Source organism: Anaerobutyricum hallii DSM 3353 (assembly GCF_000173975.1).
GTDB classification, from domain to species: Bacteria; Bacillota; Clostridia; order Lachnospirales; family Lachnospiraceae; genus Anaerobutyricum; species Anaerobutyricum hallii.
The window spans coordinates 144,066-166,870 of record NZ_ACEP01000064.1; the positions used below are offsets into that span (position 1 = coordinate 144,066).

General features: G+C 39.1%; 20 protein-coding genes and 1 other annotated feature. Of the genes, 19 read left to right on the forward strand and 1 reads right to left on the reverse strand.

Features of this window, described 5'->3' with window-relative positions; genetic code table 11:
* The first annotated feature begins 212 nt into the window (after nucleotides 1-212).
* From cytX to EUBHAL_RS06245, 4 genes are all read left to right on the forward strand, one after another.
* Nucleotides 213-1,427 (forward strand): putative hydroxymethylpyrimidine transporter CytX, encoded by a 1,215-nt coding sequence (gene cytX / locus EUBHAL_RS06230; RefSeq protein WP_005346617.1) that lies wholly within the window; start codon nucleotides 213-215, stop codon nucleotides 1,425-1,427.
* A 91-nt stretch (nucleotides 1,428-1,518) separates the two neighbouring features.
* The gene (locus tag EUBHAL_RS06235) at nucleotides 1,519-2,151 is read left to right on the forward strand and encodes an NUDIX hydrolase (RefSeq protein WP_005346618.1); all 633 of its coding nucleotides are present in this window, start codon (nucleotides 1,519-1,521) and stop codon (nucleotides 2,149-2,151) included.
* Between the two features lie 42 nt (nucleotides 2,152-2,193).
* Entirely contained in the window at nucleotides 2,194-2,712 is a 519-nt protein-coding gene (locus tag EUBHAL_RS06240) for a EutP/PduV family microcompartment system protein (protein WP_005346620.1), read from the forward strand.
* Nucleotides 2,713-2,916: 204 nt separating this feature from the next.
* On the forward strand, nucleotides 2,917-3,846 hold the full coding sequence (locus EUBHAL_RS06245; protein WP_005346622.1) for a calcium/sodium antiporter: 930 nt from the start codon (nucleotides 2,917-2,919) through the stop codon (nucleotides 3,844-3,846).
* A gap of 193 nt (nucleotides 3,847-4,039) precedes the next feature.
* Here EUBHAL_RS06245 and EUBHAL_RS06250 read toward each other — a convergent pair whose 3' ends face one another.
* On the reverse strand, nucleotides 4,040-5,011 hold the full coding sequence (locus EUBHAL_RS06250) for a C40 family peptidase (RefSeq protein ID WP_005346624.1): 972 nt from the start codon (nucleotides 5,009-5,011) through the stop codon (nucleotides 4,040-4,042).
* Between the two features lie 188 nt (nucleotides 5,012-5,199).
* On the opposite strand from EUBHAL_RS06250, the gene EUBHAL_RS06255 reads away from it, so the two are divergent.
* The 15 genes from EUBHAL_RS06255 (at nucleotide 5,200) to EUBHAL_RS06315 (ending at nucleotide 22,734) form a co-directional block, all read left to right on the forward strand.
* Nucleotides 5,200-6,303 carry a hypothetical protein gene (locus EUBHAL_RS06255; RefSeq protein WP_135960911.1) on the forward strand — a complete coding sequence of 368 codons (1,104 nt, stop codon included), beginning with the start codon at nucleotides 5,200-5,202 and terminating at the stop codon, nucleotides 6,301-6,303.
* A 320-nt stretch (nucleotides 6,304-6,623) separates the two neighbouring features.
* Nucleotides 6,624-7,277, forward strand: coding sequence for a BMC domain-containing protein (locus EUBHAL_RS06260; RefSeq protein ID WP_005346628.1), 654 nt, complete (start codon nucleotides 6,624-6,626; stop codon nucleotides 7,275-7,277).
* Nucleotides 7,278-7,458: 181 nt separating this feature from the next.
* Complete coding sequence (locus EUBHAL_RS06265; RefSeq protein ID WP_005346629.1) at nucleotides 7,459-8,112, forward strand: BMC domain-containing protein; 654 nt, start codon at nucleotides 7,459-7,461, stop codon at nucleotides 8,110-8,112.
* Nucleotides 8,113-8,175: 63 nt separating this feature from the next.
* Nucleotides 8,176-8,428, forward strand: a binding site (T-box leader).
* Between the two features lie 217 nt (nucleotides 8,429-8,645).
* Nucleotides 8,646-10,397, forward strand: a complete 1,752-nt coding sequence (gene aspS / locus EUBHAL_RS06270) for an aspartate--tRNA ligase (RefSeq protein WP_005346630.1) — start codon at nucleotides 8,646-8,648, stop codon at nucleotides 10,395-10,397.
* 748 nt (nucleotides 10,398-11,145) lie between these two features.
* Nucleotides 11,146-13,134: a sodium-translocating pyrophosphatase gene (locus EUBHAL_RS06275; protein ID WP_022170705.1), complete on the forward strand. Its 1,989-nt coding sequence runs from the start codon at nucleotides 11,146-11,148 to the stop codon at nucleotides 13,132-13,134.
* 340 nt (nucleotides 13,135-13,474) lie between these two features.
* Nucleotides 13,475-13,867, forward strand: a complete 393-nt coding sequence (locus tag EUBHAL_RS06280) for a PBECR3 domain-containing polyvalent protein (protein WP_005346634.1) — start codon at nucleotides 13,475-13,477, stop codon at nucleotides 13,865-13,867.
* Between the two features lie 93 nt (nucleotides 13,868-13,960).
* A complete protein-coding gene (locus EUBHAL_RS16340; RefSeq protein WP_005346636.1) occupies nucleotides 13,961-14,092 on the forward strand; it encodes a hypothetical protein in 132 nt (43 codons plus the stop codon).
* A 140-nt stretch (nucleotides 14,093-14,232) separates the two neighbouring features.
* A complete protein-coding gene (locus EUBHAL_RS06285) occupies nucleotides 14,233-15,063 on the forward strand; it encodes a glycoside hydrolase family 25 protein (protein ID WP_167534391.1) in 831 nt (276 codons plus the stop codon).
* Entirely contained in the window at nucleotides 15,005-15,439 is a 435-nt protein-coding gene (locus EUBHAL_RS14740; RefSeq protein WP_135960912.1) for a hypothetical protein, read from the forward strand. The genes EUBHAL_RS06285 and EUBHAL_RS14740 overlap by 59 nt, the downstream gene beginning before the upstream one ends.
* A gap of 130 nt (nucleotides 15,440-15,569) precedes the next feature.
* Nucleotides 15,570-16,097, forward strand: a complete 528-nt coding sequence (locus EUBHAL_RS06290) for a EutP/PduV family microcompartment system protein (protein WP_005346640.1) — start codon at nucleotides 15,570-15,572, stop codon at nucleotides 16,095-16,097.
* Between the two features lie 74 nt (nucleotides 16,098-16,171).
* Entirely contained in the window at nucleotides 16,172-16,351 is a 180-nt protein-coding gene (locus tag EUBHAL_RS06295; protein ID WP_005346642.1) for a hypothetical protein, read from the forward strand.
* Between the two features lie 131 nt (nucleotides 16,352-16,482).
* Complete coding sequence (locus EUBHAL_RS14745) at nucleotides 16,483-17,187, forward strand: DUF975 family protein (protein WP_167534392.1); 705 nt, start codon at nucleotides 16,483-16,485, stop codon at nucleotides 17,185-17,187.
* A 72-nt stretch (nucleotides 17,188-17,259) separates the two neighbouring features.
* Nucleotides 17,260-18,012, forward strand: a complete 753-nt coding sequence (locus tag EUBHAL_RS06305) for a hypothetical protein (RefSeq protein WP_005346645.1) — start codon at nucleotides 17,260-17,262, stop codon at nucleotides 18,010-18,012.
* A gap of 182 nt (nucleotides 18,013-18,194) precedes the next feature.
* The gene (locus EUBHAL_RS06310) at nucleotides 18,195-20,105 is read left to right on the forward strand and encodes a bifunctional homocysteine S-methyltransferase/methylenetetrahydrofolate reductase (protein ID WP_022170465.1); all 1,911 of its coding nucleotides are present in this window, start codon (nucleotides 18,195-18,197) and stop codon (nucleotides 20,103-20,105) included.
* A gap of 157 nt (nucleotides 20,106-20,262) precedes the next feature.
* A complete protein-coding gene (locus EUBHAL_RS06315; RefSeq protein ID WP_005346648.1) occupies nucleotides 20,263-22,734 on the forward strand; it encodes a homocysteine S-methyltransferase family protein in 2,472 nt (823 codons plus the stop codon).
* Nucleotides 22,735-22,805 lie beyond the last annotated feature (71 nt).

Consider the following 22,805-nt stretch of genomic DNA (forward strand, 5'->3'; position numbering starts at 1 on the left):
TCAACATGCGTACCGCGTATGCCTCAAAAATTTTGACACAACTGACAAAAAAATCTCATAAAATCAAAATTAAAAAGATTTCAAGAGTACATATGTATTATTGTATACATCTGACCATACTGGCTGTATGCGAATTGGCTATTTAAATATGGCTAAAGTGTACTATAATATTATACTTGTTTCTAATATTTTTACAAGGAGGATATTTTAGTATGGAAGAAAATAAAACATCGGTCCTCAGTAATGGACTGATCTGGTTTGGTGCAGGAGTTTCAATGTCAGAAATCCTGACAGGAACATATTTTGCACCACTTGGAATGAAAACTGGCCTTCTGGCTATTTTAATTGGTCACGTTATTGGATGTATTCTGTTATTTTTAGCAGGATATCTTGGAGCAAAGACAAACAATAATGCTATGGAGACCGTTGCAGTCAGCTTTGGACGAAAGGGAAACCTGCCATTTTCTATTTTAAATATTTTACAGCTTGCAGGCTGGCTTGCGATTTTAAATTATGACGGAGCTTTGGCAGCGAATGGTATTTTTTCTGCAGGAGCAGGTGTGTGGTGTGCCATCATCGGTGTGTTACTGCTTGTGTGGGTTCTGGTCGGTTTAAAACGTCTTGAAAAAATCAATATGGTTGCGATGACGGCATTATTTTTAATGACAGTCGCTTTATGTTTTGTTATCGTGACAAAGGGCAACGCAGGGGCATTTTTAAACGGCGGTAGTGTGAGTGGTGAAACCCTTTCTTTTGGTGCAGCGATTGAACTTGCCGCATCCATGCCATTGTCCTGGATTCCGGTAATCAGTGATTACACTTCAAACAGCACAAAGCCAGTAAAGGCGACGACAGTAAGCACAATTGTTTACGGACTCGTAAGCTGCTGGATGTATATTATCGGAATGTCTGCTGCAATCGGTATGGGAACTTCTGATATCGCACAGATTTCTCTTCGTGCAGGTCTTGGTGTAGTCGGACTTCTTATTATTGTTTTTTCTACCGTTACCACTAACTTTTTGGCAGCACATTCTGCAGGTGTTTCTGGTGAAGTTGTCGGGGAGAGTTTTTCTAAAAAAATCAATGGAAAATACATTTCTGTCGTTGTAGTTATCGTTGGTACGATTGCGGCAATTCTTTATCCAATGGACAATATCGAAGAATTTCTTTATCTGATTAACTCCGTGTTTGCGCCGATGATTGCAGTTATGATTGCTGATTTCTTCTTTAATAAAAAGAGAAGAGCTGTGAAAGAATGGGATTGGGCAAACCTGGCTGTATGGCTTATTGGACTTATTTTATACCGTGCATTGATGCATGTAGATATCATAATCGGTTACACACTGCCGGATATTGTAATTACTGCTGTGTTGTGCATGGTTGTACATCGGATTTTACCACAGAATCACCTTGACAAAGCCATTTAAATGTATGACAATATATCCTAAAAGAAGTACCGCTTTTGTGTAAAATGGTATTTCTTTTAGGATTTTTTATAGCAAGAAAGGCGATAAAATTATGTATAACGGAAAAATGGAAACCATTTATGAATCAGAATATATGAACCTGTATGATTTACAGTACAGAGAGGGTGGCCATTACTACTGTGCCAGCCGAAGAAACAAGGATAGAATGGTTGCACTGACACCAGATGAAGAGTGTGGAACCATGCAGCCAGATGCAGTAAGCTGTTTCGTTGTTCTTAATATTAAGGGGCAGCCAAAGAAGCTTCTCTTAAACTGGGAGTATCGTTATCCGGTCGGACAGTATATGTTAAGTGTTCCGGCAGGACTCATTGATAAAGGAGACTGGAATAATCCGAATGCTCTTGTAGATACTGCCATTCGTGAGTTGAAAGAGGAGACAGGAATCGAAGTGGAGGAATCCGATGAGATCAAAGTTGTTTCTCCATGCGTATTCAGTACACCGGGCATGACAGACGAAGGGAACGCTTTAGTATACATTTCCATCAACCGTGATGAGATGCCAAAGATGAACCATGATGGGGCAGAAGGTTCAGAAGTGTTTGAGGGATTCCGTCTGGTAAGTAAAGAAGATGCCGAAGAATATCTTTGTAAAGGAAGAGACGAACATGGAATGTATTATCCATTATTTACATGGGCTGCATTGATGTTCTTTATGGGAGTATAACTATATATGATGTATGGCAACTAAAAAGCAGGGGGAAGTTATATGAGAAGGATATTGTTAATTGGAAGAAGTGAAAGTGGGAAGACAACACTAAAGCAGGTTTTACGTGGGGAGAATATTACCTATAAAAAGACACAATATGTCAGCCAGTATGACTGTGTCATTGATATGCCGGGCGAATATGCGGAGAATCTGGATTTGGCGCATACGATTGATCTGTATGCTGCAGAATCCGATGTGGTAGGAATTGTGTTAAGTGCGACAGAACCCTATTCTTTATATCCTCCAAACATAACACCGCTTGGAAACCGCGACGAAGTGGGAATTGTAACCAAGATTGACCACTGGGCAGCGAATCCACAGCAGGCAGCCGAATGGCTAAAACTCACTGGGTGTAAAAAAATATTTTTTACAAGTGCCTATACTGGAGAGGGAATCGAAGAAATCTTTGAATTCCTGCGGGAAGAACATGACATTTGTCCAGTAGAAAAAGTTATGGATGCCCTTCATAAAGAAAGCTTTGGAAAGCAGGCAGAACTTCCTCACTATCACCTTCAGTAAATATATTCAAATATACTCCGAAATGAAACAAGAAGCCTTGACTTTTGTAAGTTACACGCTCTAAGAGTAGTGTACTCTTGGAGTATGTTTCAAGCACGCAATGAAGAATTTTCACACACGTTTTAAAATGTCTGCTTTTGCATTGGATTTTGAGAATGTACAGAATTTCGAGAGTAGATAAATATTTAGAAGGAGAATGACTTAATGATACTTCAGATTTTACTTTTATGTGTCGGATTTGTCCTTTTAGTAAAAGGAGCAGATTTTTTTGTAGATGGTGCAGCAGGAATTGCAGGGAAGTTGGGAATCCCGCAATTGATTGTCGGCCTTACTATTGTAGCAATGGGAACAAGCCTTCCGGAAGCGGCGGTCAGCATTACTTCCGCATTAAAGGGAAGTGCCGGAATCACTATCGGTAATGTAGTAGGCAGTAATATTATGAATGTGCTTGTTATTCTAGGAATCACAGCCGTTATAACAAATGTTGCGATTCAAAAATCTACTTTGTATTGTGAGATTCCATTTATGATAGGAATTACAGCTTTAATGATTGTTTTTGGAATAACTAGACGGGCAGTCAGCTTTCCAGAAGGCGTTATATTTTGGATATTGTTTATCGCTTTCCTGGCCTATCTTTTTGTGATGTCGAAAAAGAATAAAGCGGCTGAAGAAGAAGATGAATGCCAGATGTCCTATTTAAAATGCATTATTTTCATTATCGCTGGAGGTATTATGGTAGTCTGGGGCAGTGACCTTGTTGTAGATGCCGCATCAGAGATTGCAAGAGCTTTTGGCATGAGTGAGCGTTTCATCGGTCTTACTATTGTAGCCTTTGGAACATCACTTCCAGAACTGGTTACTTCGGTTACTGCTGCTAAAAGCGGTAATGCCGGGATTGCCATTGGAAATATCGTTGGAAGCAATATCTTTAACATTCTTTTCGTAATAGGAACAACTGCATTGATTTGCAATGTACCATTTGAAAGCAAGTTCCTGATTGACTCTGCGGTGGCAGTAGCGGCAGGTGTTATCCTATGGCTTGGAACGATACGCCATAAAGAACTTCGCAGACCATGCGGGGTTGTAATGCTTGTGGCGTATGTGGGATATTTTGCATATCTTTGCATGAATTAAACTTCTTAATTTTACACATTAGATTTTATAAGTTAGCGAGCTATCTCCAGCCAAAAACAGCTCTCAAAGAGGAAAGCCCCTATATTTGTGGCCGTTAAGCGAACATTCAATTCTCGCTTTAAGGGCGCAAATATAGGGGCTTTCCTCTTTGGGGCATCTGCTCGTTTAGGAGCATCCTCCTGCTTGCGGTAGATCAGTGTTTCACACAATATCCCGCCGCATTACAACCCGTATCCCAATACCGGCTACTACTACTAAACGTACTGATCTTCACTTTCCCCGCAGTCTGTGAAGCATGAAGAACCTTTCCATTTCCAAGATAAATCCCAACATGATTAGAGCCGTTCTGATGGAACACCAGGTCTCCAACTGTTGCCTGTCTGACAGAAGAAATCGAATACAGATAAGAATGCATCAATTCTAACTGTTCATAGGTTGTGTTTCCGATATATTTGCCGGAAGCACTCTTATAAGCGTCACGCATCAGACTAGAGCAATCAGCATATCCTTTCTGGTTTCTTCGAGACTGGCTGTATTTATCGCCAACTCTTCTTTTTGCGTAGGAGACTGCTTTTGTTCGGTAACTGCTAGAAGAAGCAGTAGTAGTTTTCTTGGCTGTAGTCTTTGATGATGAAGCACTTTTCCTAACATAAATTCCGTATACATAGCCTTTTTTGCCCTTGGAAGTTTGTACTTTTTTCCAGGAGCCATTTGTAGAACAAACCGTCACAGCCTGACCTGCAGATAAACTACCCTTTACACGGCTAGAAAAAGAAGGCTTTGCGCGCAGATTCACACTACTTGCTGTAATGACTGCACGGTAAGAAGTACTTTTAGAGACTGTGGCAGTAGAAGTATTTTTACTTCCAGACAGATAAGATTTGTAAATATAACCTTTTATGCCATTTACCCTGACGGCAATCCAGTTTCCACTTCTACCAGTTTTCGTTACAGATGTTCCGGCAGAAACAGATGTAAGTACTTTCGAAGAACTGTTTGGTTTTGCGCGCACATTTACACCGTCTGTCGTATATAGACGTTGTGCGTGAACAAAAGTTACAGGGAGCATCAAAAAAAGTAGAAGAGAAAAAAGTATTGCCGTATGATTCTTTTGTATGAATTTCGGCAGATGCACAACTTTTTTCGAGTGTTTGTTTGCGTTCATAGATGACACATCTCCTCATATGTAATTTGTAATAAATTGTAACACATTTTTAGGAGAAATTTAAGAAAAAATTTGTTGAAAAGGGCAAGAAATTTGTTCTTTTATTAAAATGTTTGTGGGATGTCGGATAACTGTTGAAATTGTGTAATGCTCTATGCTACCATGGATGAGAAAAGGAAAGGAAGGTAATGATGAAAAAGAAATACATAGCATGGATATTGATAGTATCAATATTATTTTTGGGACGGGGAGCAGATGCGATGGCAAAAACAAGTTTAAGGAAACCTCTTGGTGTGCTGGCAAATGGAGTAGATGGCCAGGTGGTACTTTCCTGGGAATCAGTGCAGGGAGCGGATGGTTATGAAGTGTTTGAAAAAACGGAAGAAGAAAATGTTTTCCTGAAGTTAAGGGCGACAAAGCAATGTAAGCTTGTCTTTAAAAATAAGAAAAGAGGGAGTGTATACCAATATAAAGTAAGGGCATATAAAATATACAAGAAGAATGGCGAAGAGAAGCGTATCTATAGTTCTTTTGGGGCGGTTGCCAGAACAACGGTAGCAAAAAACTCAACTTCTACGATTAAAAATTTTCTGACAACGGCACTTGCTCCTGTAGGTTCTACCATGTATATCTGGGGCGGTGGCTGGAATAAGGCAGATACCGGGGCAGGTACAGACGGTCTGCGAATTGGACTGAATGCGAGCTGGAGGAAGTTTTGTGCAAAGCAGAAAGCAAGCTATAATTATAGAAAGCACAGGTTTGCATTTGGAAATGGACTGGATTGTTCTGGATTTGTTGGATGGAGTGTATACAACATAAATAAAACAAAAAATGGAAAACAGGGTCAGGGTTATGTTACAAAGGCATCGAAAGCAGCATCTACTTATGCAAAGTACGGCTGGGGAACCTATAAAAAGACGATAGCGGTAAAGGACTGGAAACCGGGGGATATTATGAGTTCACCTACGCATATCTATATTGTTGTGGGAAGCTGTGCAGATGGCAGTGTTGTTTTAGTGCATTCGAGTCCGGCAGGAGTACGCCTGTCTGGAACCCCAGATAAAAAGGGACGAACAAACAGCGAGGCAGTAAAGCTTGCCAAAAAGTATATGAAGAAATATTATCCATCCTGGTATAAGAGATATCCATCCTGCAAAAAAGATAAGAGTTATCTGACGGATTATGCACAGTTCCGCTGGAGAGCAGGAAAGGGAAAGATGATAAGCGACCCAGATGGTTACCAGAAGAAAAATGCAAGACAGGTGCTTAAGGATTTGTACAGTGATAAGTAAATGTTGTTGTATGAAGTAAAATATAAGTATTTTATCACAGAAGAAGTATGTCATGCATTGCATGACGCGCATCTCACAGCAAGAATGCTGGGACATTCTTGAATCTTAAATAATGTATTCTGATAAAAGCTGTTTTGAGATTCTGTTATTTTTTCTTGAATTGAAGAAGAAAAGTAGAAAAATAAATAGAACCAAAGAACAGAAATTCACAGGCAAAGTAAAAAATAGTTTATGTTCAGTATGGCAATTTCGTGGTAAAATACAAATAAAAACGGTAGAAGGCTATTTTACCGTAAAGTGAATGAAATGAGGAGGGCAAAATGAAAAGAAGGATTGATGCCCATGTAGTGATGGAGAAGCTTGTTCCACGGATTACGGAAGAGTATCGAAAGATTTATGACATCCCGGAGAATCATGAGAGCATGGCTATTTTTTCGGCAGACTGCGAGGATGTTATGTGGCTTGCAGTGGATGATGCGACTAAGAAAGCCAAGATTAAAGTTATTCAGATTGAGACGGTTTATGGCGGAGTGGATTATTCGTGGAGCAGATATGGCGGAGAGATTACGGCGATTATTTCCGGCGAGAAAGTTGCAGATGTGAAGAGTGGACTTCAGTATGCAAAGGATTATATAGAGAATAAGTCGGGAAATTATTCTTTAAATGAAGAGGGGACACTTGGCTATTATGTGGATTATGTACCACGGATCGGAAAGTATTATCAGGAGTCTTTGGGACTTAGTGAGGGAACTTCTATTGCCTATCTTGTATCTGCACCGGTGGAGAGTATGTATGGACTGGATAAAGCGTTAAAAGCAGCCGATGTGAAGATTGCAGAATTATCCGAGATTCCTTCCCGTGTTAATACAGGTGGCGCGATTGTATATGGAACGGAATCGGCATGCCGCTCTGCAGTTGAGGCGTTCGCAGAGGGTGTGGAGTATTGTGCGTTTCACCCAATGGATATTGAGTGATTGAGCAGGATATTGCTTATGTTACATACATGATATGCATATAAGTGTTATGAATGTAATCAGGTATTAAAGTGATACGGTGTTATAAAAGGCAGAATACATTATTTAGAATGATTATTGAAAATATTGTGATGTTTAAAATGATAATAAAAGTTCTGTCGGAAGCGAAAGGATTTTGTTTATGAAAATTGTAAAAATGGAAACGCATATGCTCAGCCAGAAAGTCATTGCGAATGTGACACCAGAGTTTGCGCGTGTGTATAATATACCGGAAGGACATACGAGTGTCGGATTTTTCTCGGCAGATAATGATGATATTGGTTATCTGGCAGTGGATGATGCCAGCAAAAAGGCAAATATCAAGCTGATTCACGCAGAAACATACTATGGAGGAACAACATGCTCCTGGAGTAAATACGGCGGCAGTGTATTTGTATTGTTTTCCGGACCGAAGGTAGAAGATGTGAAGAGTGGACTTCGATATGTAAGAGACTTTATCGAGAATCATTCGGAACTTTGTAACTTTGACGGGGATGAGGGAACCGCATTTTATGCACAGACGATTCCAAGACCGGGAAAGTATTTTCAGGAATGGTGTGAGCTTAAGCCTGGCGAATCTTATGCCTATCTTGTTGGTGGCCCGATTGAGACAAACTATGCATTAGATAAAGCATTAAAGGCAGGCAATACCCGCGTGGCAAGATATTGGTATCCGCCGTCACATGCGAATTCCAGTGGAGCGGTTCTTGCGGGAACGGAATCTGCCTGCCGGGCAGCGACGAATGCATTTGTGGAAGCCTTAGAGTATGCAATAAAGAATCCTCTTGAGGTATAAAATATATTTCAAAAAAATTCTGGACATTTTTTTTAAGCTGTGGTAGACTGATTAAGATTTGATGTAAAGGCGATGACGAAGAGAAGTAGTGGGAATTATCGCTTCCAGAGAGTGGGGATAGCTGAGAACCCTGCAGAATGAATTCCTGTGAATAACACTTTACCAGCCGCAATCTGAACGAAATCTGTCAATACGGACACAGGCAGATTCCTTAGTAGGTGCGCCGTGACTGTGCGTTAGACAGAAGTTGGTTTTGAGTGACTGCTTTTCATAAGGCAGTAATTCAGGTGGTACCGCGGAATAATCCGTCCTGAACTAGTTTTAGTTCAGGACGTTTTTTATTGCATAAGATTTTTATCTTGTGGGCTATTAAAGAAGAAAGATAGATTTCCTTTGAGAATGAAATTGTGACTTTATTCTTTTTCAGCAAGAAGACTCCTACCTCTAAGATAGGAAATGAATTGTATTTGTTACCCACTTAATTGATAAAAATATGATGAAAAGCTGTATTATAAGAAGGGAGATTTAGATAAATGAATATTGCAAACATTTACAGAGACAGGACTCTTGATATGCTTAGCGAAGAAAACGTTGGCGAAACTGTCCGTGTGGCAGGCTGGGTAGAGAATATCCGTGACCACGGCGGAGTATCTTTTATTGACTTAAGAGATATGTATGGTGTTCTTCAGGTTGTAATGAGAGATACTACTTTATTAGAGGGAATTAACAAGGAAGACTGTATTTCTCTTGAGGGTGTGATCGAGCACCGTGATGAGGAGACTTACAATCCAAAGATTCCTACAGGAACCATTGAATTAGAGGCTCATAAAGTAGATATGCTAGGAAAGGTATATAAACAGCTTCCATTTGAAGTAATGACTTCTAAAGAAAACCATGAAAATGTACGTCTGAAATACCGTTATCTTGATTTAAGAAATAAAAAAGTAAAAGATAACATGATTTTCCGTTCTAAAGTAATCAGCTTCTTAAGACAGAAGATGACAGACATGGGCTTCTTAGAGATTCAGACCCCAATTCTTTGTGCTTCTTCTCCAGAAGGGGCCAGAGACTATATCGTACCATCCAGAAAGTACAAAGGTAAGTTCTATGCACTTCCACAAGCTCCACAGCAGTACAAACAGCTTCTTATGGTGTCTGGATTTGATAAATATTTCCAGATTGCTCCTTGCTTCCGTGATGAGGATGCCAGAGCAGACCGTTCTCCAGGAGAGTTCTATCAGTTAGACTTTGAGATGAGTTTTGCAACACAGGAAGATGTATTCCGTGTAGGTGAGGAAGTACTTACAGCAACATTTGAAAAATTTGCACCAGAGGGAAGTGTTGTAACTGCAGCACCTTATCCAGTTATCAGCTACAAACAGGCAATGCTTGAGTTTGGTTCTGATAAACCAGACTTAAGAAACCCACTTCGTATCGTAGATGTAACAGACTTTTTCCAGAGATGTACCTTTAAGCCATTCCACGGACAGACTGTTCGTGCTATCAAGGTTTCCAATAAGATGTCCAAAGGTTTCCATGAGAAACTTCTTAAGTTTGCCACATCGATTGGAATGGGTGGACTTGGTTACTTAGAAGTAAAAGAAGATTTAAGCTATAAGGGACCAATCGATAAGTTTATCCCTGATGATATGAAGGCAGAGATTCGTGAGATTGCTAGCCTTAAGGCAGGAGATACCATTTTCTTCATCGCCGATAAGGAAAAACAGGCAGCACTTTATGCCGGACAGCTTCGTAACGAATTAGGACAGCGTCTTGATTTATTAGAGAAGAATGCATATCGTTTCTGTTTTATCAATGACTTCCCAATGTATGAGTATGACGAAGAACAGAAGAAGATTATCTTCACTCACAACCCATTCTCTATGCCACAGGGCGGTTTAGAAGCGTTAACAACAAAAGACCCATTAGAGTTACTTGCTTATCAGTATGATATCGTATGTAATGGTGTAGAACTTTCTTCCGGAGCCGTAAGAAACCACAACCTTGATATCATGGTAAAGGCTTTCGAAATTGCCGGATATACAGAGGAAGACTTAAAAGAAAAGTTCGGTGCGCTTTATAATGCATTCCAGTATGGTGCACCTCCACACGCAGGTATGGCTCCTGGTGTAGACCGTATGATCATGCTTCTTCGCAATGAGGAGAATATCCGTGAGGTTATCCCATTCCCTATGAATGGTAATGCACAGGACGTTATGTGTGGTGCTCCAAATGAAGTTTCCGAAATGCAGCTTCGTGAAGTACACATCAAGGTAAGAAAATAAATTCAAAGTATTTTCAGATATGTTTTCATGCGCTGTAATGTTAATGAATGACGTAACTTTTATCTGGACTTTTAATATATTTCCTACAACGTGTTTGAAAAATCTGCCAGAACATTTTTTAAACACGTTATAGCAGAGAATTATTAGTATTTATACAAATGAAAATGGGGGTTTATCTTTGGCATAGGGTTAATTATGGAAAAATATCTTTTTATGTTATATTTTTCTGTATTTTAGCGTGCTATAGATGAATCTCCTTTTTTTGTGCGGTTAGTGCAGCCTGCAATGGGCACCTATTCAGAAAAATCAAAAATATCTATAGGCATTAAGTAGTAGTTTGTTTCAGCTTGATGAATATCGTTTACGAAGCGCTTTTGTGCATTTGTTCAGATGAACTTTTCTATAGATTATGATATATATATCTGTTGGAGCAAAAGTTATTTTCGAATGCAGAAATAGAATTTATAAATAAACTTTCTTTTGTATTTATGAAAATATATATAAAGAAAAAATATGATTTCAAATGAAAAGATAAAGGTAAATTTTAATTGCTAAAAAAGATACTTTTTGAGAAAAAATACATAAAAGGTAGAAAAATATGTGTGGAACTTTTAAAAAAGTAACCAAAAAACAAGAAAAACCGTCAATATTCTTGTTTATAACAATAAAAAACATTTACAAACAAAAGCATTTTTTGGATAATGATATTAACATTTCATGAAGAAAAATAAGTTATAGGAGGATGAGTATGGAACGTTTGATTTATTTTGCACCGGTTCTTGGAATCTGCGCATTGCTTTTTGCGTTTTATCTTACAAAAAAAGTAGGAAAACAGGATGCAGGAACAGATAGAATGAAGGAGATTGCAGCATTTATTCATGAGGGAGCAAGAGCTTTCCTTACTGCAGAATATAAGATTCTTGTCGTTTTTGTTGCTGTATTATTTGTACTGATTGGTATTGGTATCGGTAACTGGGTAACTGCAGTATGTTTCTTAGTCGGAGCATTATTTTCCACTGCAGCCGGTTATATCGGAATGAACGTTGCGACTAAGGCGAATGTAAGAACAGCCGCAGCGGCAAAAGATAGCGGAATGAATAAAGCTTTATCTATCGCATTTTCCGGTGGTGCCGTTATGGGTATGTGTGTAGTAGGTTTTGGACTTTTTGGAGCAGGTGTTGTATATATCCTGACAAAAAATCCGGATGTTCTTTCTGGTTTCTCTTTAGGAGCTTCTTCTATCGCATTGTTTGCCCGTGTAGGTGGCGGTATCTATACAAAGGCTGCCGACGTTGGAGCGGATCTCGTAGGTAAAGTAGAAGCAGGTATCCCGGAAGATGATCCTCGTAACCCAGCTGTTATCGCTGATAACGTAGGTGACAACGTAGGTGATGTTGCCGGAATGGGTGCTGATTTATTTGAGTCTTATGTAGGGTCTTTAGTATCTGCCATCACTCTTGGTGTTGTTTACGCAAAAGAGAGCGGAGCTATTTTCCCATTAGTTATTGCAGCACTTGGTGTATTAGCATCTGTTATTGGATGTTTCTTCGTAAAGGGTGATGAGAATTCCAGCCCGCACAAGGCATTGAAATACGGAAGTTATTCTGCAGCAATCGTGGTAATGATTGGTTCTTTAATTTTAAGCAAAATGTTCTTCAACGGATTCAAAGAAGCTATCGCGATTATCTTTGGTCTTGTTGTTGGTCTTTTAATCGGTGTAATCACAGAGATTTATACGTCTGGAGATTACCGTTTTGTTAAAAAAATCGCACAGCAGTCTGAGACTGGTCCTGCAACAACAGTTATCAGTGGTATTGCCGTAGGTATGCAGTCCACAGCCGTTCCGATTATTTTAATCGCTATCGGAATCATTGGGGCATATTCTTTCAGCGGTCTTTACGGAATTGCTTTGGCAGCAGTAGGTATGCTCTCCACAACAGGTATTACGGTAGCCGTAGATGCTTACGGTCCAATCGCAGATAACGCTGGTGGTATTGCTGAGATGTCTGGCCTTCCATCAGAAGTTCGTAACATCACAGACAAATTAGACGCCGTTGGTAACACAACAGCCGCTATGGGTAAAGGTTTCGCTATCGGTTCTGCAGCCCTTACCGCATTAGCATTATTCGTATCTTACGCACAGGCAGTTGGATTATTCGAAGAAGGAATCAACTTATTAGATTATAAAGTAATTGTAGGTATGTTTGTAGGTGGAATGCTTCCATTCCTCTTCTCCGCATTTACAATGGATTCTGTATCCAAAGCAGCATATAAGATGATTGAAGAAGTAAGAAGACAGTTTAAAACAATTCCTGGAATCTTAGAAGGAAAAGGAAAGCCAGATTATAAATCCTGCGTAGCAATCTCTACACAGGCAGCATTAAAAGAAATGCTTCTCCCAGGTGTTATGGCAGTACTTGCACCAGTATTTATCGGCGTTGTACTTGGACCTGATGCGCTTGGCGGACTTCTTGGCGGTGCATTAGTAACAGGTGTTATGCTCGCGATTTTCATGTCAAACTCCGGTGGAGCATGGGATAATGCGAAGAAATACATTGAAGATGGACATCACGGCGGAAAGGGAAGCGAAGCACATCGTGCGGCAGTAGTTGGTGATACAGTAGGTGATCCATTCAAGGATACTTCAGGACCTTCTATTAATATCCTTATTAAGCTGATGACAATTGTATCATTGGTATTTGCACCATTGTTCCTCAAAATCGGAGGATTATTCTAAAGTCCTGATTTGTGAGGCTGCGGAGCAGACGAACTCCTGAAGATAAATGGTGTGCATCCCGTCAAATCTTTCTCAAAATAAATTCTGAGTTTGCATAGGCAGCCAAAGACAGCTCCCAAAGAGAGAGCATACCCTATATTTGTGGCCTCGGAGCAAAGGTTGGATGCGAGCGGTTAAGCGAACATTCAACCTGCAGCGACTAAAGTCACAAATATAGGGTATGCTCTCTCTTTGGGAGCGTCTCCTTTGCCTGCGGCAATCAGAATTTGATTAAACTACTGGAATGCTTTTAAATGTCATGATATTATAGTGTTAGAAAACATATAATAGGGTGAGATATATGAGCGGAGAATTGATAAAGGTAGGTAAATATGATCTTAAATATAATAAAATATTAGACATTGATATTGCAGAGTTAGATATATATCGTTCTACAGGATTGCCAGCACATATGGTTAAACGTAAACATTTCAATTGTCTAAAATATATAGATGATATTCCTGATATTTTGGAAAATCCAGACTACGTGGGAGTAAATCCTAATGAAAAGGACAAGTCCATAGAGTTTGTAAAAAAGTATTCAAAGAATGTTTTACTTGGCGTGAAGTTAGAAAAAGAGGGGCAATATCTATATATTTCAACAATGTATGAGGTGCAGGAATCCAAGCTTAACAGACGTTTATACAGCGGAAGACTAAAAGAAATGTCCGTTGACAATGTAAAAAAAATATAGTATATTGTTAATATAACAGAATATAGTAATACTGAGCATGATTATTTTGAGGTCGGAAATGGTTCCCGACACACTCCATAAGGAGTACCTGAGATGATGGATACACCGCCCATCCAAAGTGATTGTGCTTTTTATTATTTAAATCTTGTATTTTCGGATGCATACTCCTATACAGGAACGGTATGTTCAGATGGGACGGAGGAGGAAGTAGAACTACAACAGTGAAAAAAGATATGGAATAAGAGCAATAAAACACAGTTTAAAATATTTGGATGGAAGAGTAAAAAAAATATCTACCATAATAAGGTGTTGTAGTATGATTAAAGAAGAATGCAAGATACTTATTAATGAAAGGAAAGAATGTAATGAAAAACAAAATATCTGGTAAGATAGTGGCACTCTTACTTACACTTATTATAGTAGCCACTTCTGGCATGCCACTTTATGCAAAAGAGACAGGAGATAAGGCAAATAGTTTCCGTTATGAGAATGGACAGTCAATCGCAAAGGCAGTACCATTTTCTACGCTTTCTCCGAATGCCTGGAAGAAGATAGATGGAAAGTATTATAGCGGCGATGGAAGCGTAATTGAAGGAGCTGTTGCAAAGGGAATTGATGTTAGTCACCATCAGGGAACGGTTGACTGGAAAAAAGCAAAAGAGGATGGTGTGGAATTTGCCATTATTCGCTGTGGATTTGGGATGAATCAGACAAAACAGGATGATGCACAGTGGTTTAATAATGTAAAAGGGTGTGAGGAGAATAATATTCCATATGGTGTATATTTATATTCCTATGCCGATACAGTAAAAAAGGCGCAAAGTGAGGCGGAGCATGTACTTCGACTGATAAAAGGCCATACATTAGCGTATCCGGTATATTATGATATCGAAGAAAAAGCTGTTTTGAATAAATTGACAGCAGAACAGTTAGGGAAAATAGCAGCAACCTTTGTAAATAAAGTGAAAGCAGAAGGATACCAGACAGGTATCTATTCTAATAAGAGTAATTTTGAGACATTTCTTACGGACAGCCAGTTTAGTCAGTGGAATAAGTGGGTAGCACAATATAATTCAGCAGCATGTACATACAAAGGAACGTATCAGATATGGCAGGCAGCCGATACAGGAACAATCGATGGGAAATGGAGCAGTAGATATCAATTTTGCCATGAAAACTACCTCATCAAGCGATAACAATCCAGGAACATCCACGGAAAAACCAGCCACATCAGCCACCAAACCTACGACAACTGCAGCAAAAAATAATACCAGACCAGCACCTGTAAAACTACGCACCCCTACAATAAAAGTGAAATCTTCTGCAAAGAAAAAGGCACAGATTATATGGAATTTAAAAGGAAACGGCGTAAAATACCAAGTATATTATTCCACCAAGAAAAACAAAGGCTATAAAAAAGCCGCAACAATAAACTCATCCAAAGGAAAAGCTACTGTAAAAAAACTAAAATCAAAGAAAAAATACTACTTCAAAGTCCGCTGTTCAAAAACAGTCAAAGGACACACCTACTATAGTGCATACTCAAAAATAAAATCAATCAAAATAAAATAACTCTTAAACAAACTAGAGCGTGTTTCAAACATCCCCCGGAGAGGACCAAAATCACTCAGCAGTTTACATCCCCCCTTCCCTTATGGTATAGTATAATCGTTTGATTACAGGCGGATGAGAGGAAGATACTATGAGAAAAATTATGTTTATCGGACGAAGCGAGGCAGGCAAGACTACTTTGACCCAGGCGATGAAGGGGAATACAATTACTTACCATAAAACACAGTATGTCAATCACTATGATGTTATCATTGATACTCCAGGAGAATATCTCCAGTCAAAGAATCTGATCTCAGCATTGGCTGTTTTTACAGCGGAGGCAGATGTTATCGGACTTTTGATGGATGCAACAGAACCCTTTTCCTTATATTCACCCAATCTTACACCAGTCTGTAACAGAGAAGTCGTGGGTGTTGTGACAAAGATTGATCACTGGGCGGCGCAGCCGGCACAGGCAGCGGCGTGGCTTGAACTGGCTGGTTGTAAGAAGATTTTTTATACAAGTGCCTATACAGGTGAGGGGATTGCAGATATTCTTTCCTATTTAAAAGAAGAGAGAGATACACTTCCATGGGAAGAAGTAAAGTCTAAATATGATGAACTTGGCTTTGGTGCAGGTGAAGATGCGAAAGATCAAAATAGATTTCACAATATATAAAAAGGGTGGATTATTTGCAAAGATTGTTTTATAATGAATACAGAATTTTATTTAAATAAAACGGGAGGCTTACTATGAGAGGTTATGAAGCAGCACAGATTTTAAAAGAAAAGGGAATTACGGTAGAAGATGTCGCAGAAGAAATCACATACCGCAAAGAGACGAACGCTTTTAGCAATAATCCAAAGAACGAGGCATTCATGAATATGACCCTGAATGAACTTGTAAGAATTAAAGAGATGTGGAATATCTAATTGCACAAGTGTATACGGAAAAAAGAGCTGTCCTGTGAATGGATGGCTTTTTTCTGTACTATATGAAGTCTGCTTTTACCATGCTCAAATATAGGGTTTTTTCGTATGATGCAAATGAAAGGATTTTATTTATGAAACTAGGTTCAGGTATGTATAAAGAGATTGCGCGGGATGCGCTGAAAGGAAATTGGATGAAGGCGATTGCAGCAGGATTTGCAGCAGGATGGCTTGGCGTTTTTTCGTCCTCTTTTTTGTTTATTGCAGGATATGTTTTAGTGGCGGTTATCCTTGTTTATTTTCTTGAATTCCTTCCGGGATTTTATCCAATTTTATTTCTTGGTACGACAATCATAGCATTGATTTACTTTTTTATTGGAGGAGTAATACGTCTTGGTTATATTGATTTTAATCTGGCTCTCTTAGACAGAAGAAAGAACGGAATCTATCGTCTGGGGAGCAGAATGTCTGATTGGTGGAGAGTGCTTTGTGCAAAGATTACATTGTTTTTTGCTCTGTCACTGGGATATGTCTTGCTGATTGCGCCAGGAATTATCACAAAATATTCTTATGCGATGGTGCCATATATTCTTGAGGAAAGACCAGACTTTACAGTGCACGAGGCATTTAAAGCATCGAAACAGATTATGAAAAAGCATAAATGGGAACTATTTTGTTTAAGATTCAGCTTTATTGGATGGTATATTATTGGAATATTAACGCTTGGAATAGGACTTATTTTTATTAATCCATATCGTTATGCGGCTGAGGCAGCATTTTATAATGAGATATCTGGACGGGCCGAAGCGTATTATGGGAGAAAAGAGGATAGATATTAGTAAAAAATAGCAGAGGAAGGAAGGGGGAGAACAAAAATCTTCCTTGCATCAGAGAAAGTATTTTGTTAAAATATGAGAAGTTTATTACAGGATACGAAGGAAGGAAGAACAATAATGGAAATTTTAGGGAAAGTGCTTTCTGAAAAGACAGAAGCCATTTATAAAGACATTACAGGAGGACTGATTTATCCGATTAAAATCGTAAAGTTAGATCCGGAGAATGAGGAAGACTGCAGCCGTCCGGTTGCAATGGATACCGGAAAGAAAGAATTTATTGTAAAAGTAGATAATACTTTAGCAGATAACCTCTTTGAAAATGCGCTGATTCGTGATATTATTTATTGTCAGCAGATGAGTAATAACGCACCGGTATTAACTGCGAAGAGTAGAAATGATATTGATGGATTTCAGGTGGCGATGATGATTAGCTCTATTATCATGGATATTGATGTAGAGAATAAGTTAAGAAGCTATGATATGCATATTGATGATATTGATACGATGCGTTTGAGTGATTTGTACGCATTTTTGAAATCTGGAATGGCAGACTATAACAGAGAGTTATATAATGTCTTTACTGGACTTCAGATTACACTGTTATATTTTACGACATCAAAGAGAAGTAATATAGAAGAGATTATCGAGACGTTCTATCTTTCTGATAAGAGTGCGATGGATGCGATTGATAAATATGTAGATATTATTGACCGTTACGGGGTAGATGATAACCGCTCTATGATGCGCTGTATGAGAAAGCTTGCAATTGCCTGTGGAATGAAAGGCAGATTGCTACTTGAGTATGAAGGTAAAGTAACAGAAATTTAATGACATAGATCCTGTAGCTGCTGCGACAAGTAATTTTACCCCGACAGAAGTTACAGGATTTTTTGTAACTATGACAATGTATAGTAATTCCATAGGATAACGATAGTATAATGGGTTTTCTGATGTATTATATGGAATTATTATAGATTCAACAAAACGTTTTATGAACAGGATGAATGAGGATGAATATACGGGAATATTTAGAAAATCATAAACTATTAACAGACGGAGCGATGGGAACGTATTTTGATTCTATAGAAAAAGAAAATTACATCTGCTCTGAGGAAGCCAATATTACGAATCCTGCGTTGGTGAGAGAAATACATAGAAGTTATGTGAAAAATGGGGCGCAGCTTTTAAGAAGTAATACTTTTTTGGCGAATGAAGGAACTTTCTTGTCTTTGACACAGGCAAAGGCAGAAGCGTTTGAAAATATAACATTGAAACAATTAATCATTGCGGGTTACCAATTGGCAAAAGAAACTGCGCAAGAAGTATATCAAGAGGAATATCCGATATTTGCAGCGGCAGATATCGGCCCTATTTTAGAAGAAAGAGACAGTGAAGAGGCAGACATTTTACAACAGTATTATGAAATATGTGACAGCTTTTTAGAGGCTGGTGCTGATATTTTTGTATTAGAAACATTTCCGGATACGCAGTATGTCTTAAAAATGGCAGAATATATCAGAAAGAGTTGTCCGGAAGCCTTTATTATCGGTCAGTTTTCATTGACACCAACGGGATATAGCCGTACTGGTTTTCATTATAAAACGATTTTGCAGGAGGCTACCCAGAGTGGACTCCTTGATGGAGCTGGTTTAAACTGTGGTGTTGGTGCAGCTCATATGAAGAAATTTTTAAAGAGTTACATTGAAGAGTTTGGTGTGCCGGAGGATATGGTTCTCACATCTTTGCCAAACTGTGGCTATCCACAGATTGTTAGAGGCCATGCAGTATATTCGGACAGCGTGCCTTATTTTGGAGAGAAACTTGGAGAAATTTCTGAATTGGGTGTGCAGGTTCTTGGTGGCTGCTGTGGCACAACTCCAGAATATATTGGAGAAATTTATAAAACGGTATTTCAGGCGAAGAAAACAGAAGGTGCTGTTAAGATTCCAACAAAAATAGTGTGGGGGGATGTGACAAAGCGAGTACAAAAAAGAAAAGAAGCAGCTGTACACATCACACAGGCAGGAGAACAGAAAGAGGCTATAAAGGAAAAGCAGGTAACAAATACATTTCGTCAGAAATTAGAAATGGGAGAACTTGTTTGTGCTGTGGAACTTGACCCGCCATTTGATACAGATGATACAAAGCTGCTTAATGGTGCGAAGGCGCTGCTTTCTACAAAGGCAGATATCATTACGATTGCAGATTCTCCGCTCGCCCGTTCAAGAGCGGATGCTTCTCTGATGGCAGCAAAAATAAAAATGACAACAGGAATGGATGTGATGCCGCATCTTTCCTGTCGTGATAAAAACAGGATTGCAATCCGTAGTGGATTACTTGGAAGTTACGCAAGCGGTATTCGCAATTATCTGTTTGTGACAGGAGACCCGGTAGCACGAGAAGACAGGGAGTTTACAAAGAGTGTATTTGACTTTAATTCCATCCGTCTTATGAAGTTTGCACAGAGCATGAATCAGGAAGTATTTAAGGACGATACGATTTTTTATGGCGGTGCGCTGAATCAGAACGGGGCGAGTCCTGAAAATATTGCCGGAAGAATGCTTAAGAAAATGGAGGCAGGCTGCAGATATTTCCTTACACAGCCGGTTTATGATAAAGAGGGAATTGAGCGTCTTACATTTTTAAAAGAAAGGACAGGAGCAAAGATTTTAATCGGAATCATGCCGCTTGTCAGCAGAAGGAATGCACTTTTTATCAAAAATGAGATGCCGGGAATTCATGTGCCGGATGAAGTGGTCGCAAAATATAAAGAAGGTGCCTCAAGAGAAGAATTTGAGGAAGCGGCAATTGAGATTTCAAAACAGATTATTGAGATGGGGAAAGGTATCGGGGCAGGATTTTATTTTATGACACCATTTAACAGAGTTTCTCTGGTTAAGTCAATATTAGAATATGTATAATCGGTGCTTTTGAGATAACAAAAAGAAAAATCAATCAGCATCATAAAAAAATTTGAAAAAATGGATTAAGACAAAACCAGTTGAGAAAAATTTGAAATAAAGAATAAGTTAAATAAGCATAAAGAAAATATAAATATAAGTAAAGGGAAAACAAAAAATGAAGACAGAAGAACTTTATACCATGATACAACAAAAACCGGTTATTTTAGATGGAGCGACCGGTTCAAATCTCCAGAAAGTTGGAATGAAACCGGGAGTATGCCCGGAAGAATGGATCCTTGAAAATGAAGATAAGTTAATTGATTTGCAAAAGTCTTTTGTGGAGGCAGGAACCAATATTTTATATGCGCCTACCTTTTCTGGAAACCGTGTTAAGCTAGAAGAATATGGACTGGCAGACCGCGCAGAGGAAATTAATAAACGCTTAGTTGGCCTTAGTAAAAGAGCAGCAGGAGATAAGGCTCTTGTGGCCGGAGACATGACAATGACTGGTGTGGCTTTAGAGCCGGTAGGTCCGATGAAGCTTGAGGCTTTAATTAATATTTATAAAGAACAGGCAAAGTATTTGTTAGAGGCTGGTGTTGATCTGTTTGTTGTAGAGACGATGATGAGTCTCGCTGAGACAAGAGCAGCTGTTATTGCCATTAAGGAAGTGTGCAATCTTCCTGTTATCGCTTCTCTTACTTTTCAGGAAGATGGAAGAACTTTATATGGAACAGACCCAGTCACAGCAGTTGTTGTGTTACAGAGCATTGGTGCAGATATTATCGGTGTGAATTGCTCTACCGGTCCGGGAGAAATGATCCCTGTCATTAAGAAAATGAAAGAGTATGCCGAAGTTCCTATTCTTGCAAAGCCGAATGCAGGACTCCCTGTGTTAGAGGATGGCGTAACGGTATATCCGATGACACCAGAAGAGTTTGCTTCCTGGGGGCCGGCTTTTATTGAAGCAGGTGCAGGACTCATCGGCGGATGCTGTGGCTCTACCCCAGAACATATTCGAATGCTTACTGAAAAAGTTTCGGGCCTCACAACAAAAGCTCCATGCAACATACATCCAATTATGCTTGCTTCAGAGAGAAAGAGTCAGGAAATCGCTCTTGACGGAAAGTTCCTTGTTATTGGTGAGAGAATCAATCCAACCGGAAAGAAAAAACTGCAGGAAGAACTTCGTGCCGGAAAACTTGACCTTGTAGAAGAGATGGCAGAACAGCAGGAAGAAATGGGGGCACATATCCTTGATATTAATATGGGAACAAACGGTATTGATGAAAAGGAGATGATGTTAAAGGCTATCTCTAAAGTAACAATGGTATCAAGCCTTCCTCTTTGTATTGATACAAGTTATGTGGAAGTTATGGAGGCGGCACTTCGCGCTTATCCGGGACGTGCTCTTATTAACTCTATTTCTCTTGAAACAGAGAAAATTGAAAAACTTCTTCCTTTGGCGAAAAAGTATGGAGCAATGTTTATTCTTCTTCCACTCTCTGATGAGGGGCTGCCAAAGAGTCTTGCAGAAAAGAAAGAAATTATTAATACAATTTTAGAAAAGGCAAAGAAACTTGGCGTTTCTAAGAATCAGATTATTGTAGACGGATTAGTAACGACAGTTGGAGCAAATAAAAATGCGGCATTAGAAACGTTAGAAACCATCCGTTATTGTAAAGAAGATTTAAAACTTTGTACTACAATGGGCCTTTCTAATATTTCCTTTGGATTACCAGAGAGACCATATGTGAACGGAGCTTTTGCTTCAATGGCGATTGCAAGTGGACTTACGATGGCAATTGCGAATCCATCCAATCAGCTTTTAATGGGAATTTCCTTTGCTTCTGATTTGCTTCGCAATAAAGAAGGTTCTGATATTGCCTATATTGAACAGATTCAGCGGATGGAACCTTTAAAAGAAGCTGCAATTGCAAAAGCAGCAAAGACAGCCGGAAATGGAGAAAAACAGCCGAATGAAAAGAATGCAGCTGTCGGGGAGGCAGATGGGAATATTAAGAAAAATCCAGTATTTGAGGCGGTTTTAAAGGGAAATAAAGATGGAATCGTTGATGTTGTAAAAAAAGAACTTTCTAAAGGAACAAAGCCAGGAGAAATTCTTGATGGTTTGCTGATTCCTGCGATCAATGAAGTAGGAGTGTTATTTGACAAACAGAAATATTTCCTGCCGCAGCTTATTTCCAGTGCGAATACAATGGAACAGGCGGTAGAATATTTAGAGCCGCTATTAAAAGAAGGCGGCATACAGGAAAAAATGCCGACAATCATTATTGCTACAGTAGAGGGTGATATTCACGATATCGGAAAGAATCTTGTTGCCCTGATGCTTCGCAACTATGGGTATGATGTAATTGATCTTGGAAAAGATGTTCCTGCCGATGAAATTATTGCAGCAGCAAAAGAACATAATGCGTCAATTATCGTGTTATCTGCATTGATGACAACAACAATGATGCGTATGAAAGATACGATTGCCTTAAAAGAAAAAGAGCATCTTGACGTGAAAGTGATGATTGGCGGAGCGGTAACGACACAGAGTTTTGCTGATGAAATCGGAGCAGATGGATATTCTGCAGATGCAGCCGATGCAGTACGTCTTGCCAAAAAGCTCTTAGCAGAGTAAAATGTCTATAAAATAGTTACTCGGAGTCTTTTCTTATACTTATTTTTGCGGCCGTTTTTTTGTCGGCTGCA

Coding starts and splice junctions, on each gene's coding strand:
- cytX (WP_005346617.1), top strand. CDS start 213: ATGGAAGAAAATAAAACATCGGTCCTCAGTAATGGACTGATCTGGTTT.
- EUBHAL_RS06235 (WP_005346618.1), top strand. CDS start 1,519: ATGTATAACGGAAAAATGGAAACCATTTATGAATCAGAATATATGAAC.
- EUBHAL_RS06240 (WP_005346620.1), top strand. CDS start 2,194: ATGAGAAGGATATTGTTAATTGGAAGAAGTGAAAGTGGGAAGACAACA.
- EUBHAL_RS06245 (WP_005346622.1), top strand. CDS start 2,917: ATGATACTTCAGATTTTACTTTTATGTGTCGGATTTGTCCTTTTAGTA.
- EUBHAL_RS06250 (WP_005346624.1), bottom strand. CDS start 5,011: ATGAACGCAAACAAACACTCGAAAAAAGTTGTGCATCTGCCGAAATTC.
- EUBHAL_RS06255 (WP_135960911.1), top strand. CDS start 5,200: ATGATGAAAAAGAAATACATAGCATGGATATTGATAGTATCAATATTA.
- EUBHAL_RS06260 (WP_005346628.1), top strand. CDS start 6,624: ATGAAAAGAAGGATTGATGCCCATGTAGTGATGGAGAAGCTTGTTCCA.
- EUBHAL_RS06265 (WP_005346629.1), top strand. CDS start 7,459: ATGAAAATTGTAAAAATGGAAACGCATATGCTCAGCCAGAAAGTCATT.
- aspS (WP_005346630.1), top strand. CDS start 8,646: ATGAATATTGCAAACATTTACAGAGACAGGACTCTTGATATGCTTAGC.
- EUBHAL_RS06275 (WP_022170705.1), top strand. CDS start 11,146: ATGGAACGTTTGATTTATTTTGCACCGGTTCTTGGAATCTGCGCATTG.
- EUBHAL_RS06280 (WP_005346634.1), top strand. CDS start 13,475: ATGAGCGGAGAATTGATAAAGGTAGGTAAATATGATCTTAAATATAAT.
- EUBHAL_RS16340 (WP_005346636.1), top strand. CDS start 13,961: ATGATGGATACACCGCCCATCCAAAGTGATTGTGCTTTTTATTATTTA.
- EUBHAL_RS06285 (WP_167534391.1), top strand. CDS start 14,233: ATGAAAAACAAAATATCTGGTAAGATAGTGGCACTCTTACTTACACTT.
- EUBHAL_RS14740 (WP_135960912.1), top strand. CDS start 15,005: ATGGGAAATGGAGCAGTAGATATCAATTTTGCCATGAAAACTACCTCA.
- EUBHAL_RS06290 (WP_005346640.1), top strand. CDS start 15,570: ATGAGAAAAATTATGTTTATCGGACGAAGCGAGGCAGGCAAGACTACT.
- EUBHAL_RS06295 (WP_005346642.1), top strand. CDS start 16,172: ATGAGAGGTTATGAAGCAGCACAGATTTTAAAAGAAAAGGGAATTACG.
- EUBHAL_RS14745 (WP_167534392.1), top strand. CDS start 16,483: ATGAAACTAGGTTCAGGTATGTATAAAGAGATTGCGCGGGATGCGCTG.
- EUBHAL_RS06305 (WP_005346645.1), top strand. CDS start 17,260: ATGAGAAGTTTATTACAGGATACGAAGGAAGGAAGAACAATAATGGAA.
- EUBHAL_RS06310 (WP_022170465.1), top strand. CDS start 18,195: ATGAATATACGGGAATATTTAGAAAATCATAAACTATTAACAGACGGA.
- EUBHAL_RS06315 (WP_005346648.1), top strand. CDS start 20,263: ATGAAGACAGAAGAACTTTATACCATGATACAACAAAAACCGGTTATT.